This is a genomic window from Bradyrhizobium sp. USDA 4341 (assembly GCF_054063755.1).
The window spans coordinates 398,999-413,642 of sequence record NZ_JBSSGO010000002.1 but is presented as its reverse complement, the minus strand read 5'-3'; the positions used below and the strand labels follow the sequence as shown (position 1 = coordinate 413,642).

Sequence of the window (14,644 nt, the reverse complement as noted above, 5' to 3'; positions counted from 1 at the left end):
CCGCATCGCGCGGGTTATAGACCGGACAGACCCGTCCGAACGCACAACGAGATGAATGGGCATGGGATTGACGGCAACCAAGGCCAAGGTGGCCAAGCGCGGCGTGATCAAGTCACGCGGCGGCCGGCCGACCCGGGATGCTGCGATCGAGCGCGACCAGCGGCTGATCGAAGTCGCTACGCGCCTGTTCCTCGAGCGCGGCTTCGATGCGACGTCGATCGACGCCGTGGCCGAGGCCGCCCGCGTCAGCAAGCCCACCGTCTACGGACAGTACGGCGACAAGCGCGGCCTGTTCACCGCGGTGCTCAGGCGCGAAATTGCCCGGTGGCTTGCCCCGCTCGCCGCCGCGGCAGCCGAAGCGCAGGCCGGCGGTAGCTGCGACGGTTCGGTCGAGGAACGGCTGATCGAGCTCGGGCGGCAGCTGCTGGTGCTGAACTGCAGCGCCGACTCCATCGCCTTCAGCCGGATCCTGACCGCGCAGGCGATCAATTTCCCCGAGGTCGCCAAGCTTGCCGTCGACGAAGGCTGGTCGAAGGCGGTGTCGACGACGGCGGATTTCTTCGACCATCTGGTCGACAATGGCGCCCTCGACCTCGAGGACACGACGATCGCGGCCGAGACCTTCCTCAACATGGTGGTCGGCCACACCCACCGGATGGCGACATTCGGGATTCTGATCGACATGAAGGCCGCGGTGACGCGGATGGAAGTCTCGATCCGGCTGTTCCTCGCCGGTGCCGTGGGACCGCGGGACCGGCTGCGCGACGCCGCCAAGGCACGTCGCCGGCCAACGCGCTGACCATTTTATTGGATCGTTTCGTCGTCCTACACGTTGCCGTGATGAGTCTTGAATAAACAGAACGAAACCGTATTGTTTAGTTGCAAAGAGACGCTCAGCCCGGATCGCCCCCCAAGGGTTCTGCGTCACCTTGTAACTTCGATCGTCACGACGGAGCTGCCGCCATCGCTCCGCCTGAACGTTCGGCGGCCGACCTCTGACTAACAGAGGTCGGCCGCACCTTTCTCGGCCCGCCCCTCGCTCTGCGAACGCGGGTCATGCGCGTGCACATGTTCAATACAGGTTCGACGATGAGGACAGGACGATTGCACGCACTGAGGCATTGGGCATTGGGAGCGCGGCTACTTGCAACCGCGCTGCTGGCCCTGCCCTTCGCGTCGCCGGCCCATGCGATCACGAGTTCGGCTGCCGCCGCGCTCACCCCGCAGGACAGTGACAGCGCGCTCGACGTGCATGCGGTTCGCCGCGAGCTCGACAGCTTCCAGTCCGCCCAGATCTCGCTGCGCAAGGCGATGTCGATCGCGGAGGCGCTGCACTCGGGCTCGATCACCGCCGACATCAGCTTCGACGGCGCGTCGGATCCCGCGGTCTACCGGGTCAAGACCATGCAGCAGAACCGCATCTGGCAGCATGCGATCGACGCCTCGACCGGCCAAGTGGTCGGCGGCGAGCCGCCTTCGCCGCTGGCCTCCCTCGGCGCCGAAGACCGCGACAACCTTGTCGTGCTCAGGGCGCTGCGGCATCGGCTCGCCGATGCGGTGCGCGTCGCCGAGCACACGACCTCGGGCAAGGCGATCAGCGGCGGCTTGATGCGCGAACGCGGCAAGCTCAATTTCGTCATCGTGGTGCTGACGGGCAACGACCTGAAAGAGGTGATCCTCGAGCCGCCCGGCGCGCGCCGGCGCTGAGAGCCGCGCGGGTGCTGCCAAGTTCTCCCTTGCCAGGTTTTCGCCCAAAAGCCGTTGACGGACGCCGATCTCTGCCGCATAAGTCCGCACCATGATCATCGCGACCAAACGCACGACCAAAACCACCAAGCCCTCTGGGGCCTCGGGAGGCGTGCGCGCGTAGTCGGTCGTACAGCATCATCTCTACCCGAAGCCCCGCCTGATGAAGGTCCGGGGCTTTTTTGTTGCCCGCGTCATGCTCAAATTCGAATGGAGGACAAAGTGAGTAACGATCCCGTCGTCGCGATTGTCGGCGTCACCGGCGCAGTCGGCGCCGAATTCATCGCCACCATGGACAAGCGCGGCTTCCGCGTCGGCAAGCTGAAGGCGCTGGCGAGCGCCCGCTCGGCCGGCAAGACCGTCAGCTTCCGCGGCAAGCCGGTCGTGATCGAGGAGCTGACCGAGCGCGCCTTCGAGGGCGTCGACATCGCGCTGTTCTCGGCCGGCAGCGGCATCTCAAAGAAGTTCGCGCCTGTCGCGGTGAAGTCCGGCGCCGTCGTGGTCGACAATTCGTCGGCCTTCCGGATGGATCCGAACGTGCCGCTGGTAATCCCCGAGATCAACGCCAACCGCATCCGCGACCACAAGGGCATCATCGCGAACCCGAACTGCGCCGCCATCACCGCGCTGGTGCCGCTGTGGCCGATCCACCAGAAGAACCGCATCAAGCGCGTGATCATCTCGACCTACCAGGCCGCAAGCGGCGCGGGAGCAGCCGCGATGGAGGAGCTCGTCGAATCCACCCGCGCCAATCTCAACGGACAGGTCTACACCCCGAAGGTGATGCCGCACCCCTACGCCTTCAACCTGTTCAACCACAACACGGCCATCGATCCGGAGACCGGCTACAACGACGAGGAGACCAAGGTCATCAAGGAGACCCACAAGATCTTCGAGGACGAGAAGATCGCGGTCGGCGTCACCTGCGTGCGGGTGCCGGTGCTGCGCGCGCATTGCGAGGCGATCACCTTCGAATGCGAGAAGCCGATCACCGAGGACCAGGTGCGCGCGATCATGGCGCAGGCGCCGGGCGTCAAGATCGTCGACGATCGCGCGAAGAACTACTTCCCGATGCCGATCGATGCGTCCGGCCAGGACGACGTGCTGGTCGGCCGCATCCGCAAGGATCTCAGCGATCCCTCCGGGCACTCGATCTCGATGTTTGTCGCGGCCGATCAGCTGCTCAAGGGGGCTGCGCTGAACGCGGTGCAGATCGCCGAGCTGCTGCCCGAGCGCGCGATGGCGTGAGGTAACGAGCTGCACAGGGTGGGCAAGGCGTAGCCCACCCCGTGATCCGCCGGATCGTTCGGCGACAGACAAGAGCAGGACGTATTATGCCAAGCACTCGGATCACGACCGGCATTTGGGCCCGCGGCATCGAAGCTAAAGTGATTGAAGCCGTCCAGGACGCCCTGCTCGCGGCGCTGAAAATCCCGGACTATGACCGCGATGTCGTGCTCGACCTCTATGACGACGCCGCCCGGATCGTTCCCACCGGCCGATCGGAGCGCTACACACGGATCTAGATACTCCTGTTTTCCGGACGATCGCTGGCCGCCAAGAAAGCCCTCTACGGCGCCGTGGTGGCGAACCTCTCCCCCTCGGGGTGCCCGCGAATGAGATCAAGACCGTTCTGATCGAGGTTCCATCCGACAATTGGGGTTTGCGCAGAAGTTTGCCTGCGTCCGAAATTGACCTCGGGTTCAAGGTTGACGTCTGACGGGCATGCCCAGTGAAACTCGCTCAAGTCGCAGCATCGGACGAGCTGCCGTAACCCACTTCGATGCGTTGCCGATGGACCGCTTCCCGATATGCATTCCTCATCCGAACAGTTCGAGATCAGAGACCTTCACACTCATTCTGAGCGCGAAGACCTCCTGCACCTGAACAACGCCAGCGCACGGGAGACCTCGCTGCTGACGAGGGCGCGTTTCGCGCAATTGATCGATACCGCATCGATCGCGCTGTTCGTCCCGCCTTCCGCCGCATTGCTATTGGCGTTTGCGCATTGCGACGATTACGACGGCACGCATTTCGGCTGGTTTCGCCGCCAGATGGACCGGTTCATCTATGTCGATCGAATCGTCGTTGGGGCTGCGCGGCGGCGGCACGGGCTGGCGCGCTTGCTCTACCGCGAGGTGTTCCAGCAGGCTACGCGCCGCGACCTCGGCCATGTCGTCTGCGAGGTCAACGTCGAACCACCGAACCCGATGTCGGACGCATTCCACAGCTCGCTCGGCTTCGAGGAGGTCGGCCGGGCCACGATCGACGGCAGCGCGAAGACGGTGCGCTATCTCTGCGCGCAGCTTGAGCCTCGTGCGTGAACTACCCGCCCGCCCGAAACAGCAGGCAGGCATCGCCGTATGAATAGAACCGGTAGCCGTCGCTGATCGCGTGCGCGTAGGCACGCTGCATCGTCTCGAGGCCGGAAAAGGCCGAGACCAGCATGAACAGCGTCGAGCGCGGCAGGTGGAAGTTCGTCAGCAGGATATCGACCGCGCGGAAGCGATAGCCCGGCGTGATGAAGATCGAGGTTTCCGCCGCAAACGGCTGGATGGTGCCGTCGGCATTGGCAGCGCTCTCCAGCAGCCGCAGCGACGTGGTGCCGATCGCGACGATCCGGCCGCCCTTTGCGCGCGCCGCATTCAGGGCAGAGGCGGTCTCGGCGGTGATGCAGCCCCACTCGGCATGCATCTTGTGTTCGGAGGTCTCATCGGCCTTCACCGGCAGGAAGGTCCCTGCCCCGACATGCAGCGTCAAGCGATGCAGTTGGACGCCGCGGCTCTTCAGTGTTGCCTCGAGCGCCGGCGTGAAGTGCAGCCCCGCCGTCGGTGCCGCGACCGCGCCTTCATTGGCGGCGAACATGGTCTGGTAATCGCTGACGTCCTGGTCGTCGGGCGTGCGCTTGGAGGCGATGTAGGGCGGCAGCGGCGTGGCGCCAACATCGGCGATGGCCTGGTCGAGCACCGGACCATGGAACGAGAATGACAGCGTCACCTCGCCCTCCTGCCCCTTGGCCTCGACCTCTGCATCGAGATTGCCGAGCAGGCAGACCTTGCCCTCATTGCCGAAGCGGATGGTGTCGCCGGGCGCGAGCTTCTTCGCCGGCTTCACCAGCGCCTGCCAGCGCGAGCCGTCGAGCCGCTTGATCAAGGTCGCCTCGATCTTCGGCTCGGTCTCGCGCCCGATGCGGCGGCCCTTGAGCTGGGCTGCGATCACCTTGGTGTCGTTGACGACGATCTGATCGCCCGCCTCCAGCCAATGCGGCAGGTCCGCGATCGTGGCGTCGCGCAGCACGCCGTCCGGATGCACCACCAGCATCCGCGCGGAATCGCGCGGGCTCGCGGGGCGAAGCGCGATGCTTTCGGGCGGCAGTTCGAAATCGAAGAGATCGGTGCGCATGGCGCGATTGTAACTTCAACGTTGTCATTCCGGTACGTCGCTTTCGCCACGCCCCGGAATGACGAAGTGTTCAGCTCAAGCCGCGTCGGCGGCCATGCGCGCCTTGACGATCTTGTCCGGATCCTTCACCGGCTCGCCGCGCTTGATCTTGTCGACGTTCTCCATGCCCTCGGTGACCTTGCCCCAGACCGTGTACTGGCCGTTGAGGAAGGAGGCGTCGTCGAAGCAGATGAAGAACTGGCTGTCGCCGGAATCCGGATTGGCGGCGCGGGCCATCGAGGCGGTGCCGCGGACATGCGGCTCCTTGTTGAACTCGGCCTTCAGCTTCTTGCCGGAGCCGCCCATGCCGGTGCCCTGCGGGCAGCCGGTCTGCGCCATGAAGCCGTCGATCACGCGGTGGAACACGATGCCGTCGTAGAAGCCTTCGCGCACCAGCTCCTTGATCCGCGCGACGTGTCCGGGCGCGAGATCCGGGCGCATCTCGATCGTGACCGGGCCCTGCGTGGTTTCGAGGATCAGAGTATTTTCGGTAGCAGCCATGCTCGCTTCTCCTGGCTTCGGGGTGGATATTTCTTGTTCCTGAACGGGATTGCGAATGGGCGACCCGCAACCGCGCCGCCCAGGCTCTCGGTAAATGGCATCGGCGTGCAGCGTTGCAACGCCTCCATCACGGCGACCCGGTACGCAATCCGGTCGTTGTCGGTCGCGTCCTGCGATTCATAGCTGATCCTGGGATGCCCGAGGATCGCGCCCTCACGGTTGAAGCTGACAATGACGGTAATGTCGATCGGGCCGGCCTTGTCCGCCGCCGGCGGCCGCCAGCAGCGATGGATCGCCAGAACAACGTCCTTGATCGTATTGAGTTGCTCCGGCTCGGCCGCCACCGATCCGGTCAGCGCGAGCCACAGCACCAGCGGCGCGGCGAACCAGGCAAATGGTTTGCTGCGCGCCGCCATCGCCGATCACTTGATGTCGGATGCGACCTGCACCTTCACCATCTTGTCGGGATCGGTGACGGCGCCGCCGGGAGAGCCCGCGGGAGCCTTCTTCAGCTTGTCGACCACGTCCATGCCCGACACCACCTCGCCGACCACGGTGTACTGGCCATTGAGGCTCGATCCGTCGGCGAACATGATGAAGAACTGCGAATTGGCGCTGTCGACAGAGTCGCCGCGCCGGGCCATGCCGACGATGCCGCGCTTGAACGGGACCTGCGAGAATTCCTGCTTCAGGTTCGGATATTTCGAGCCGCCGGTGCCGTTGAAGTTCTGGCCGTCGCCGGTCTGCGCCATGAAGCCATCCATCACGCGATGGAACGGCACGTTGTTGTAGAAGCCCTCGCGCGCCAGCTGCTTGATGCGCTCGGCATGCTGGGGCGCGATGTCGGTGCGCAGCTTGATGACGATGCGGCCCTTGGTGGTGTCGATCACGATCGCATTGGCCTTGTCGAGATTGGCAGGCAGCGGCTGCGCGACAGCAGGCACGACGCAGAGCAGCGCGGCAACGAATGCAAGAATGCGGATCATGGAAACTCCGGACCTTTGACGTTCTGGGTGTGGCAGGCCGCAGGCATCAGCCGGCGAACTTGGCCTTCAGGCTAGCGGCGACTGATGACGGCACGAATGCAGAGAAGTCGCCGCCCATCTGGGCGATTTGGCGCACCAGTGTGGCGGTGATCGGGCGGACCGCGACCGATGCCGGAACGAACACGGTATGCACCTCGGGCGCCATCGCCTCGTTCATGCCGGCGAGCTGCATCTCGTAGTCGAGATCGGTGCCGTCGCGCAGGCCGCGAATCATGATGGTCGCGCCGAGCTTGCGCGCCGCCGTCACCGTCAGATTGTCATAGGTGGTGCAATCGAAGGCGCAGCCCGCCTGCTGTGCGATCGGGCCGCACACCTCGCGCAACATGTCCAGCCGTTCCTCGGTCGAGAACAGCGGCTTTTTGCCGGCATGGATGGCGACGGCGACCACCAGGCGGTCGCACAGGCCGACCGCCTGCCGGACCACGTCCAGATGGCCGTTGGTGACGGGATCGAAGGAGCCGGGATAGAGCGCGATACGAGACATGGTCCCTCCTAACCTGCCCGGCTCGTCCCGGCAAGCCGCCCGGGTTCCACCCGTTGCGCGAAATAAATCTCTCCTCGTCCAGTGAACGAGTGCTGGGATGCCAGCGTCTACGTGGGTGAATGTTTCGTCGGCCGCTGGCGGACGAAACAAAACCGGCCCGCGATGAAACCATTTTCCACCCTGGCGAAGACACCAGGAAACGTCCGGCCGGTAGACATTGGACAACGAAACGACGGGCCCGGGGGGCCCGATCATATGGGGACCGTCATGATCAAGGCACTTTCCGCTATCGCCGTTGCCGCGTTCATTGCCGCCGCGCTCACCGTTCTGCCGGGCTTTGCGCCGCAGGTCGCAGCCTCCACCCCGCAGCCGCTCGCCAAGAGCGACCGTCTCGACATCCACCCGGTCGGCAAGGATTGCTCGCAGCAGGCCTGGCCGAATTTCGAGGCCTCTTGTCTGCGCAGCGCCGGCAACAAGATGGTGGTTCGCGAAGCCCGCCTCGTCACCGCCGACCGCACCCCGTAGTCACTTCTGCCCCGTCAAGGCGTCACTTCCGGCCGTCACACAAAACCCAATGGTAATTTGCGACGTCCCGTCGCAGACTATCGTCTAAGGCGCCCGACCGGATGACCCGGCGGGCGCAAGCCATCGGGGGATTGCCGTGACCAGTACGCCCGCCATCGTTTCTTCTGGCCATCCTCCAACCAGCCCGATTCCGTTTGCCGTCACGCTCGGTGCCCTGGGTGTCGTCTATGGCGACATCGGCACCAGCCCCCTCTACGCCCTGAAGGAAGCCGCCAAGGCCGCCGCCCATGGCGGGCCGCTCAGCCAAACTGCCGTGCTGGGCACGGTCTCGCTGATCCTGTGGGCGCTGATCCTCATCATTTCAGTCAAATACGCCATGCTGATCCTGCGCGCGGACAACCGCGGTGAAGGCGGCATCGTGGCGCTGCTGGCGCTGCTCTCGGCTCGCAACGCGGCGCCCGGCACCTGGCGCGCCCATCTGCTGGTCGTCGGTCTGGTCGGCGCCGCCCTGCTCTATGGCGACGGCGCAATCACGCCGGCCATTTCCGTGCTGTCGGCGATCGAAGGCCTGAAGGTTGACGCGCCCTCGCTGGCGCCGGCGGTGGTGCCGCTCACCGTCGTGATCCTGATCGGCCTGTTCTTCATGCAGAAGCAGGGCACGGGCTTCATCGGCAAGATCTTCGGCCCGGTGATGCTGTTCTGGTTCGCCGTGCTCGCAGCGCTCGGCATTCACGGCATCGTCAAGGCGCCGGGCGTGCTGGTCGCACTGAGCCCGTTCTATGCGTTCGATTTCCTGATCCATCAGGATTTCCACGTCAGCTTTGCGATCCTCGGCGCCGCGTTCCTCGCCGTCACCGGCGGTGAGGCGATGTATGCCGACATGGGGCATTTCGGCCGCTTTCCGATCCGGCTCGCCTGGTTCGCGATCTGCCTGCCCGCGCTGGTGCTGAACTATTTCGGCCAGGCCGGTGAACTGATCAACGACCCGGGCTCGATCGACAACCCGTTCTTCCAGCTCGCCCCCGACTGGGCGCATTACCCGCTTGTCCTGCTCGCGACCGTCGCCACCGTGATCGCCTCGCAGGCCATCATCTCCGGTGTGTTCTCGCTGACCCAGCAATCGATCCAGCTCGGCTTCCTGCCGCGGATGCATATCCGCCACACCACGAGCGACGCGATCGGACAGATCTACGTGCCGCTGGTGAACTGGCTGCTCGCGGCCGCGACGCTCGGCGCCGTGCTCGCCTTCGGCACCTCGGACGCGCTGGCCGGCGCCTACGGCATCGCTGTGTCGCTGTTGATGGCGATCACCACGCTGCTCGCGGCCCTGGTCGCGATCCAGTGGGGCTATTCGCCGATCATCGTGATCGCCGTGAACGGCTTCTTCTTCATCATCGATGCGATCTTCTTTGCGGCGAACACTGAGAAACTGCTCGAGGGCGGCTGGTTCCCGCTGCTGCTTGCGGCCGCGGTGGCGTTCCTGATGCTGACCTGGCGCGGCGGCGTCAAGCTGGTCGAAAGGGCGCGCGGCAAGCTGCGCCAGCCCGAGGAGGATCTGATCGAGACCGCGGTCAACAAGTGCAGCGCCCGCCTGCCCGGCACCGCCGTGTTCCTGGCCTCGGCCCCCAACGGGGTGCCGCTCGCACTGACCCAGTTCGTCAAGCACAATCACGTGCTGCATCAGCGCGTGCTGTTGGTCACCGTGCAGATCGAGGAGCGGCCGCGGATTCCCGACGAGGAACGCGCCGACGTCAACGAGATCAGCCCGGGCATCACCCGGATCATCCTGCACTACGGCTTCATGCAGTACCCGACGATCTACGAAGGGCTGCAGCTCGCCTGCCGGCAGGGCAAGCTGCCCGGCATCGACCTCTCCGACGTGACCTACTACATCGGCCGTGAAACCATCATCCCGCGCGAGGACGTGCCAGGCATGTGGGTGTGGCGAGAATCGCTGTTCGCCTTCCTGCAACGCAACGCCGAGCGCTCCGCGGCCTTCTTCGGCGTGCCGACGGGACAGGTCGTGGAGTTCGGCACGGAGATCGAGATTTGATCGAGCGGCTCACGTAGCCCGGATGGAGCGGAGCACAATCCGGGACCCCCAATCGGACACGGACATCCGAGGGCCTGGAGATCTATTTGCCGACCGCGAGACGACGAACACCGGATGCGGTCAGGCCGAGTTCACCGAGCCGTCTGACTGCGTAGCCGAGACCGACAAGGCGCTCCCCGTGCAATTGGGGAATCTCCCGTTGGGCTTCGCCCTTGCCGACCTCGACCAGGGAGGCGAACTCGTCCGAACTGAGGGCCTGGGTATCATCCGTCATGAAGCGGCCTCGTCGGTCCAGACCTTGAACGAAATCAGCGTGTTTGGCCCAAACGTCTGGGTGATCGGAACGTCGGAGGCATCCCGTCCCTGTGCGATCAGGACCCGGCCGATCCTCGGCACGTTGTTGCGCGGATCGAACATATGCCAGCGGCCTCCGATATAGGCCTCGAACCAGCCGGCGAAATCTCCAGCGGCCCAAGGCAGCGGAGTGCCGATATCGCTGAGATAGCCGGTGCAGTAGCGCGCCGGAATGTTCATGCAGCGACAGAAGGTAATGGCGAGATGCGCGTAGTCGCGGCACACGCCCTTGCCTTCGTCGAAGACCTCCCGCGCCGTCTTGGTGGCGCGGGCGTGCTCGTAGCCGAAAGCGATGTGGCGATGGACGAAATCGCAAATGGCCTGGACCCGCGGCCAGCCCGGCGGCGTGCCCTCGAACAGCTTCCACGCGATTTCCGAAAGCCGGTCGGTCTCGCAATAGCGGCTGCCAAGCAGATAGACCAGCGTGTCCGCCGGCAAGTCCTCGACCGCGTGCTGGCCGGCCGAAGCAAACACCGGATCAGGCTCACCGCTGTCGCGCACGACGCCATCGGCCGCCAGGCGCATCGGACCGGCCGGCGCAACGATACGGCTGCACCAATTGCCGAACCCGTCGCGATACGGCGTGATCGGCACCGCGGGGGTGGTGGTCAGGTGGTCGGGGATGATGATGTCGGACGCGCGCGTGAAATGCGTGCCCAGCACCATGATCATGGGCGTCGGCTGGGGAAACTCGTAGTGCATTTCGAATCCGACGCGAAGCTTCATTCGAAACACATTCCCTGTTTGTCCTATCGACATGGCGACGATGCGGTCGAATACAAGGTACGATCTGCCTGATCGGACAAATACTCGTATCGCGCGAGAAAGTGCTGGCTATTTGCTGCAATCGCGCGCAGGAACGACGACGCTTGCCGGCTGGCGCGGCTTGCCAGCGCGAGGCGAACCCGACGAATGTTCGAGTCGGATGGTTGAAAGCCTCCTCCGTACGTTCGAGACAGATTCGAACGCACTCACCGAAAGACCTTCATGCAAAATCTCTCGCCTCGTCACGTCAAGACTGAAGAGTCCGTGCGCCTCGGCGTGACCTCAGGTTGGTATTCCACAAAAGTCAGCGGAACATTCGTGACCGGCCCGCACGACACCGAAGCCGATTGCCTGCGCAAGATCGCCGAGATCAATCCTCCGCCGCCGAGGAAGAAGAAGTAACTCCTGCCGACCAGATTGGGCCCGCTCGCAAGCGGGCCAACCAAGACGCATGTCGGCAAGATGGCCAAACAAACCCGCGTTCGCCTCCTGGAGGTTGTCGTGAGTGCGCAGAAAGAGCCCACTCGCTGGAAATGGCATGTTTCCGAAGGCGGCTTGGAGCTCGTGCACGGCTACGCGACGTCACGCGAAACAGCGCAACGGGACGGCGATAGCGCTCTGTTCACAATGCTATCTGCCCCCCAGGCGCCCTAAACGGGTCGCCCTTCTAACATAGACGCAAGGTCTCGAAGCCCGCCGAAACGACCCACGGGCGCAGCCCTGCGCGCCCGAGCAATCAGGCATCAATCGACCTGGCGGGGCCCCAGTCAACCTGGCGTGGCCCCAACCTCGAGCCGCATGCAACGAACCACGCTCGGGAACGACCCTACTCGCCGTTCCCGTTCGCGCCGTTCTCTTCCTCCGGAATGTGCTCGACCGAGACGACATGCTCGTCCTCGGCGGTATCGAACACGATCACGCCCTGGGTCGAGCGGCCAGCGACGCGGATGTCGGCCACCGGGCAACGGATCAGCTGCCCCTTGTCGGTGACCAGCATGATCTGGTCGGCGTCCTCGACCGGGAACGACGCCACGAGGTTGCCGTTGCGGTTGTTGACGCTCATCGCGACGATACCTTTGCCGCCGCGGCCGGTGGTGCGGTACTCGTAGGACGAGGTCCGCTTGCCGAAGCCATTGACGGAGACGGTGAGCACAACCTGCTCGGCCGCCGACAGCTCGGCGTAGCGCTCCTGCGACAGCTGGATCGCGTTCGCCGTCTCCTCGCCCTCGGCATCCGCGGGCTCCTCGGCCGTCGCCTCGCCAGCCACCGCGCGACGCATCTTCAGATAGGCTGAGCGCTCGTCCGAGGTGGTCTCGACATGGCGCAGGATCGCCAGCGAGATCAGCTTGTCGGCCTCGGCCAGCGCGATACCGCGCACGCCCATCGAAGTACGGCCGGTGAAGACGCGCACATCGGTGACCGGGAAGCGGATGCACTGCCCGCCGGCGGCGGTCAGCAGCACGTCGTCGCGCTCGGTGCAGATCTGCACGTCGACGATCGCCTCGCCCTCGCCGAGCTTCATGGCGATGATGCCGGAACGGCGGACGTCGACGAAATCGGACAGCTTGTTGCGGCGAACGGTGCCGCTGGTGGTCGCGAACATCACGTCGAGATTGCCCCAGGAGGATTCATCCTCCGGCAGCGGCATGATCGTGGTGATGCGCTCGCCCTGCTCCAGCGGCAGGATGTTGATCAGCGCCTTGCCGCGTGCGTTTGGCGCCGCCATCGGCAGCCGCCAGACCTTCTCCTTGTAGACCTGGCCGCGCGACGAGAAGAACAGCACCGGCGTGTGGGTCGAGGCCACGAACAGCCGCGAGACGAAATCCTCGTCGCGGGTCTGCATGCCGGCGCGGCCCTTGCCGCCGCGGCGCTGCGCCCGGTAGGTCGACAGCGGCACGCGCTTGACGTAGCCCGCATGCGACACGGTGACGACCATGTCCTCGCGCTGGATCAGGTCCTCGTCCTCGACCTCGCCTTCCTGCTCGATGATCACGGTCTTGCGCGGGGTGGCGAACTGCTGCTTCACCTCGGCGAGCTCGGTCTTGACGATGCCCTGCACGCGGGCACGCGAGCGCAGGATGTCGAGATAATCGGCGATCTCGGCCGCGAGCTTGTCGAGCTCCTCGGAAATTTCGTCCCGCCCCAGTGCGGTCAGGCGCTGCAGCCGGAGATCGAGGATGGCCCTGGCCTGCTCCATCGACAGCCGGAGCGTGCCGTCATCGTTGATGCGATGCCGGGGATCGTCGATCAGCGTGATCATCGCCTCGACGTCGCGCGCCGGCCAGTCGCGCGACATCAGGGCCTCGCGCGCGGTGTTCGGATCGGGCGAGGTTCGGATGACACGGATCATCTCATCGATGTTGGCGACCGCGATCGCAAGGCCGACCAAAATGTGGGCGCGATCACGGGCCTTGCCGAGCAGGAACTTGGTCCGCCGGGTCACCACCTGCTCGCGGAACGCGACGAAGATGGTGAGCAGGTCCTTCAGATTCATCGTCTGCGGACGGCCGGAATCCAGCGCCAGGATGTTGGCCGGGAAATTGGTCTGCAGCGGCGTGAACCGGTAGAGCTGGTTCAGCACCACGTCGGGCACCGCTTCGCGCTTCAGCTCGATGACGACGCGATAGCCGTCACGATCGGACTCGTCGCGCAGGTCGCCGATGCCCTCAATCTTCTTCTCTTTCACGAGATCGGCGATGCGCTCAACCATCGTCGCCTTGTTCACCTGATAGGGAATCTCGGTGATGATGATCGCTTCGCGATCCTTCCTGATGGTGTCGATCGCCACCTTGCCGCGCATCACGATCGAGCCGCGGCCGAGATGGTAGGCCGAGCGGATGCCCTGGCGGCCCAGGATGATGCCGCCGGTCGGGAAGTCCGGTCCGGGAATGATGTCGATCAACTCGTCGATCGTGAGCGCCGGATTGTCGATCAGCGCCACGCAGGCGTCGACGACCTCGCCGAGGTTGTGCGGCGGGATGTTGGTCGCCATGCCGACTGCGATGCCGCCGGCGCCATTGACCAGGAGGTTCGGGAAGCGGGCCGGCAGAACCGCCGGCTCCTTCTCCGAGTTGTCGTAGTTCGGCTGGAAATCGACGGTGTCCATGTCGATGTCGGCCAGAACGGCAAGCGCCGCCTTGGTCAGCCGTGCCTCGGTATATCGATAGGCCGCCGGCGGATCGCCGTCGACCGAGCCGAAATTGCCCTGGCCGTCGATCAGCGGCACCCGCAGCGAGAAATCCTGCGCCATGCGGACCATCGCGTCGTAAATCGACTGGTCGCCATGCGGATGATATTTACCGATCACGTCGCCGACGACGCGCGCGGACTTGACGTATTTCTTGTCCGGCGTGTGTCCCTGCTCATGCATCGAATAGAGGATGCGCCGGTGTACCGGCTTGAGCCCGTCGCGCGCATCGGGCAACGCACGCGACACGATCACGCTCATCGCGTAATCGAGGTAGGACTTCTTCATCTCGTCGAGAATGGAAACGGGACGAATATCTGAGGGCACCGGCGGCTCGCCGGGCTTGTCGTCTTCGGGTTCGGACAAAGGGGAAATCCGGTCAGTTCTGCTGGGGAATCATATAGACCATCAGGGGCCTGATAACCACCCTTGCGCGGCTCCGGCAAGCCGTTTTTCCCTTCGTTTTTTCATGCACTTACGGGCTTGTTTGCGGTTTCGGCCGCGGCTTGGCCCGGGAAGCGAATCGTGAGCGGCGAATTGCG

Annotated in this window: 16 protein-coding genes; 8 read left to right on the top strand and 8 right to left on the bottom strand. The window is 64.6% G+C overall.

The genetic code is table 11. The features are described from left to right. Positions 1-61 precede the first annotated feature (61 nt). The 5 genes from ACVIGB_RS07705 (at position 62) to ACVIGB_RS07685 (ending at position 4,070) form a co-directional block, all read left to right on the top strand. Positions 62-799 carry a TetR/AcrR family transcriptional regulator gene (locus tag ACVIGB_RS07705; RefSeq protein ID WP_092114091.1) on the top strand — a complete coding sequence of 246 codons (738 nt, stop codon included), beginning with the start codon at positions 62-64 and terminating at the stop codon, positions 797-799. Between the two features lie 305 nt (positions 800-1,104). Then, positions 1,105-1,707 carry a PepSY domain-containing protein gene (locus ACVIGB_RS07700; RefSeq protein WP_244549450.1) on the top strand — a complete coding sequence of 201 codons (603 nt, stop codon included), beginning with the start codon at positions 1,105-1,107 and terminating at the stop codon, positions 1,705-1,707. Positions 1,708-1,956: 249 nt separating this feature from the next. Continuing rightward, positions 1,957-2,994: an aspartate-semialdehyde dehydrogenase gene (locus ACVIGB_RS07695; protein WP_456723172.1), complete on the top strand. Its 1,038-nt coding sequence runs from the start codon at positions 1,957-1,959 to the stop codon at positions 2,992-2,994. 86 nt (positions 2,995-3,080) lie between these two features. After that, positions 3,081-3,272: a hypothetical protein gene (locus ACVIGB_RS07690; RefSeq protein WP_456723173.1), complete on the top strand. Its 192-nt coding sequence runs from the start codon at positions 3,081-3,083 to the stop codon at positions 3,270-3,272. Positions 3,273-3,557: 285 nt separating this feature from the next. After that, complete coding sequence (locus tag ACVIGB_RS07685) at positions 3,558-4,070, top strand: GNAT family N-acetyltransferase (RefSeq protein ID WP_456723174.1); 513 nt, start codon at positions 3,558-3,560, stop codon at positions 4,068-4,070. A gap of 1 nt (position 4,071) precedes the next feature. Here the strand turns inward: ACVIGB_RS07685 and queA are convergent, their stop codons facing one another. The 5 genes from queA to coaD form a co-directional block, all read right to left on the bottom strand. Further along, positions 4,072-5,148 (bottom strand): tRNA preQ1(34) S-adenosylmethionine ribosyltransferase-isomerase QueA, encoded by a 1,077-nt coding sequence (gene queA, locus ACVIGB_RS07680; protein WP_456723175.1) that lies wholly within the window; start codon positions 5,146-5,148, stop codon positions 4,072-4,074. A gap of 75 nt (positions 5,149-5,223) precedes the next feature. Beyond that, positions 5,224-5,688 carry a peptidylprolyl isomerase gene (locus ACVIGB_RS07675; protein ID WP_016846097.1) on the bottom strand — a complete coding sequence of 155 codons (465 nt, stop codon included), beginning with the start codon at positions 5,686-5,688 and terminating at the stop codon, positions 5,224-5,226. Beyond that, on the bottom strand, positions 5,664-6,104 hold the full coding sequence (locus ACVIGB_RS07670) for a hypothetical protein (protein ID WP_456723176.1): 441 nt from the start codon (positions 6,102-6,104) through the stop codon (positions 5,664-5,666). Before ACVIGB_RS07670 ends, ACVIGB_RS07675 begins: the two co-directional genes overlap by 25 nt. 6 nt (positions 6,105-6,110) lie before the next feature. Beyond that, positions 6,111-6,674, bottom strand: a complete 564-nt coding sequence (locus ACVIGB_RS07665; protein WP_173643492.1) for a peptidylprolyl isomerase — start codon at positions 6,672-6,674, stop codon at positions 6,111-6,113. A 46-nt stretch (positions 6,675-6,720) separates the two neighbouring features. Further along, positions 6,721-7,218, bottom strand: coding sequence for a pantetheine-phosphate adenylyltransferase (gene coaD, locus ACVIGB_RS07660; protein ID WP_092114077.1), 498 nt, complete (start codon positions 7,216-7,218; stop codon positions 6,721-6,723). A 267-nt stretch (positions 7,219-7,485) separates the two neighbouring features. Between coaD and ACVIGB_RS07655 the strand changes: the two genes are divergently transcribed. Together ACVIGB_RS07655 and ACVIGB_RS07650 are read left to right on the top strand one after the other, a co-directional pair. Beyond that, a complete protein-coding gene (locus ACVIGB_RS07655; protein WP_456723177.1) occupies positions 7,486-7,743 on the top strand; it encodes a hypothetical protein in 258 nt (85 codons plus the stop codon). Positions 7,744-7,897: 154 nt separating this feature from the next. After that, positions 7,898-9,796 (top strand): potassium transporter Kup, encoded by a 1,899-nt coding sequence (locus ACVIGB_RS07650; RefSeq protein ID WP_456725220.1) that lies wholly within the window; start codon positions 7,898-7,900, stop codon positions 9,794-9,796. A gap of 82 nt (positions 9,797-9,878) precedes the next feature. Here the strand turns inward: ACVIGB_RS07650 and ACVIGB_RS07645 are convergent, their stop codons facing one another. Both ACVIGB_RS07645 and ACVIGB_RS07640 read right to left on the bottom strand, forming a co-directional pair. Continuing rightward, entirely contained in the window at positions 9,879-10,070 is a 192-nt protein-coding gene (locus ACVIGB_RS07645) for a hypothetical protein (RefSeq protein ID WP_456723178.1), read from the bottom strand. Next, on the bottom strand, positions 10,067-10,876 hold the full coding sequence (locus ACVIGB_RS07640; RefSeq protein WP_456723179.1) for a transglutaminase-like domain-containing protein: 810 nt from the start codon (positions 10,874-10,876) through the stop codon (positions 10,067-10,069). Before ACVIGB_RS07640 ends, ACVIGB_RS07645 begins: the two co-directional genes overlap by 4 nt. A gap of 261 nt (positions 10,877-11,137) precedes the next feature. Between ACVIGB_RS07640 and ACVIGB_RS07635 the strand changes: the two genes are divergently transcribed. Then, a complete protein-coding gene (locus tag ACVIGB_RS07635; protein WP_092114072.1) occupies positions 11,138-11,317 on the top strand; it encodes a hypothetical protein in 180 nt (59 codons plus the stop codon). A gap of 424 nt (positions 11,318-11,741) precedes the next feature. On the opposite strand, the gene gyrA is transcribed toward ACVIGB_RS07635, so the two are convergent. Beyond that, positions 11,742-14,468: a DNA gyrase subunit A gene (gene gyrA / locus ACVIGB_RS07630; RefSeq protein WP_092114068.1), complete on the bottom strand. Its 2,727-nt coding sequence runs from the start codon at positions 14,466-14,468 to the stop codon at positions 11,742-11,744. Positions 14,469-14,644 lie beyond the last annotated feature (176 nt).

Bases quoted from the DNA above. Each gene is read 5' to 3' on its own strand.
- ACVIGB_RS07705 (WP_092114091.1), top strand. From the start codon at position 62: ATGGGATTGACGGCAACCAAGGCCAAGGTGGCCAAGCGCGGCGTGATC.
- ACVIGB_RS07695 (WP_456723172.1), top strand. From the start codon at position 1,957: ATGGAGGACAAAGTGAGTAACGATCCCGTCGTCGCGATTGTCGGCGTC.
- ACVIGB_RS07690 (WP_456723173.1), top strand. From the start codon at position 3,081: ATGCCAAGCACTCGGATCACGACCGGCATTTGGGCCCGCGGCATCGAA.
- ACVIGB_RS07685 (WP_456723174.1), top strand. From the start codon at position 3,558: ATGCATTCCTCATCCGAACAGTTCGAGATCAGAGACCTTCACACTCAT.
- queA (WP_456723175.1), bottom strand. From the start codon at position 5,148: ATGCGCACCGATCTCTTCGATTTCGAACTGCCGCCCGAAAGCATCGCG.
- ACVIGB_RS07675 (WP_016846097.1), bottom strand. From the start codon at position 5,688: ATGGCTGCTACCGAAAATACTCTGATCCTCGAAACCACGCAGGGCCCG.
- ACVIGB_RS07670 (WP_456723176.1), bottom strand. From the start codon at position 6,104: ATGGCGGCGCGCAGCAAACCATTTGCCTGGTTCGCCGCGCCGCTGGTG.
- ACVIGB_RS07665 (WP_173643492.1), bottom strand. From the start codon at position 6,674: ATGATCCGCATTCTTGCATTCGTTGCCGCGCTGCTCTGCGTCGTGCCT.
- coaD (WP_092114077.1), bottom strand. From the start codon at position 7,218: ATGTCTCGTATCGCGCTCTATCCCGGCTCCTTCGATCCCGTCACCAAC.
- ACVIGB_RS07655 (WP_456723177.1), top strand. From the start codon at position 7,486: ATGATCAAGGCACTTTCCGCTATCGCCGTTGCCGCGTTCATTGCCGCC.
- ACVIGB_RS07645 (WP_456723178.1), bottom strand. From the start codon at position 10,070: ATGACGGATGATACCCAGGCCCTCAGTTCGGACGAGTTCGCCTCCCTG.
- ACVIGB_RS07640 (WP_456723179.1), bottom strand. From the start codon at position 10,876: ATGAAGCTTCGCGTCGGATTCGAAATGCACTACGAGTTTCCCCAGCCG.
- ACVIGB_RS07635 (WP_092114072.1), top strand. From the start codon at position 11,138: ATGCAAAATCTCTCGCCTCGTCACGTCAAGACTGAAGAGTCCGTGCGC.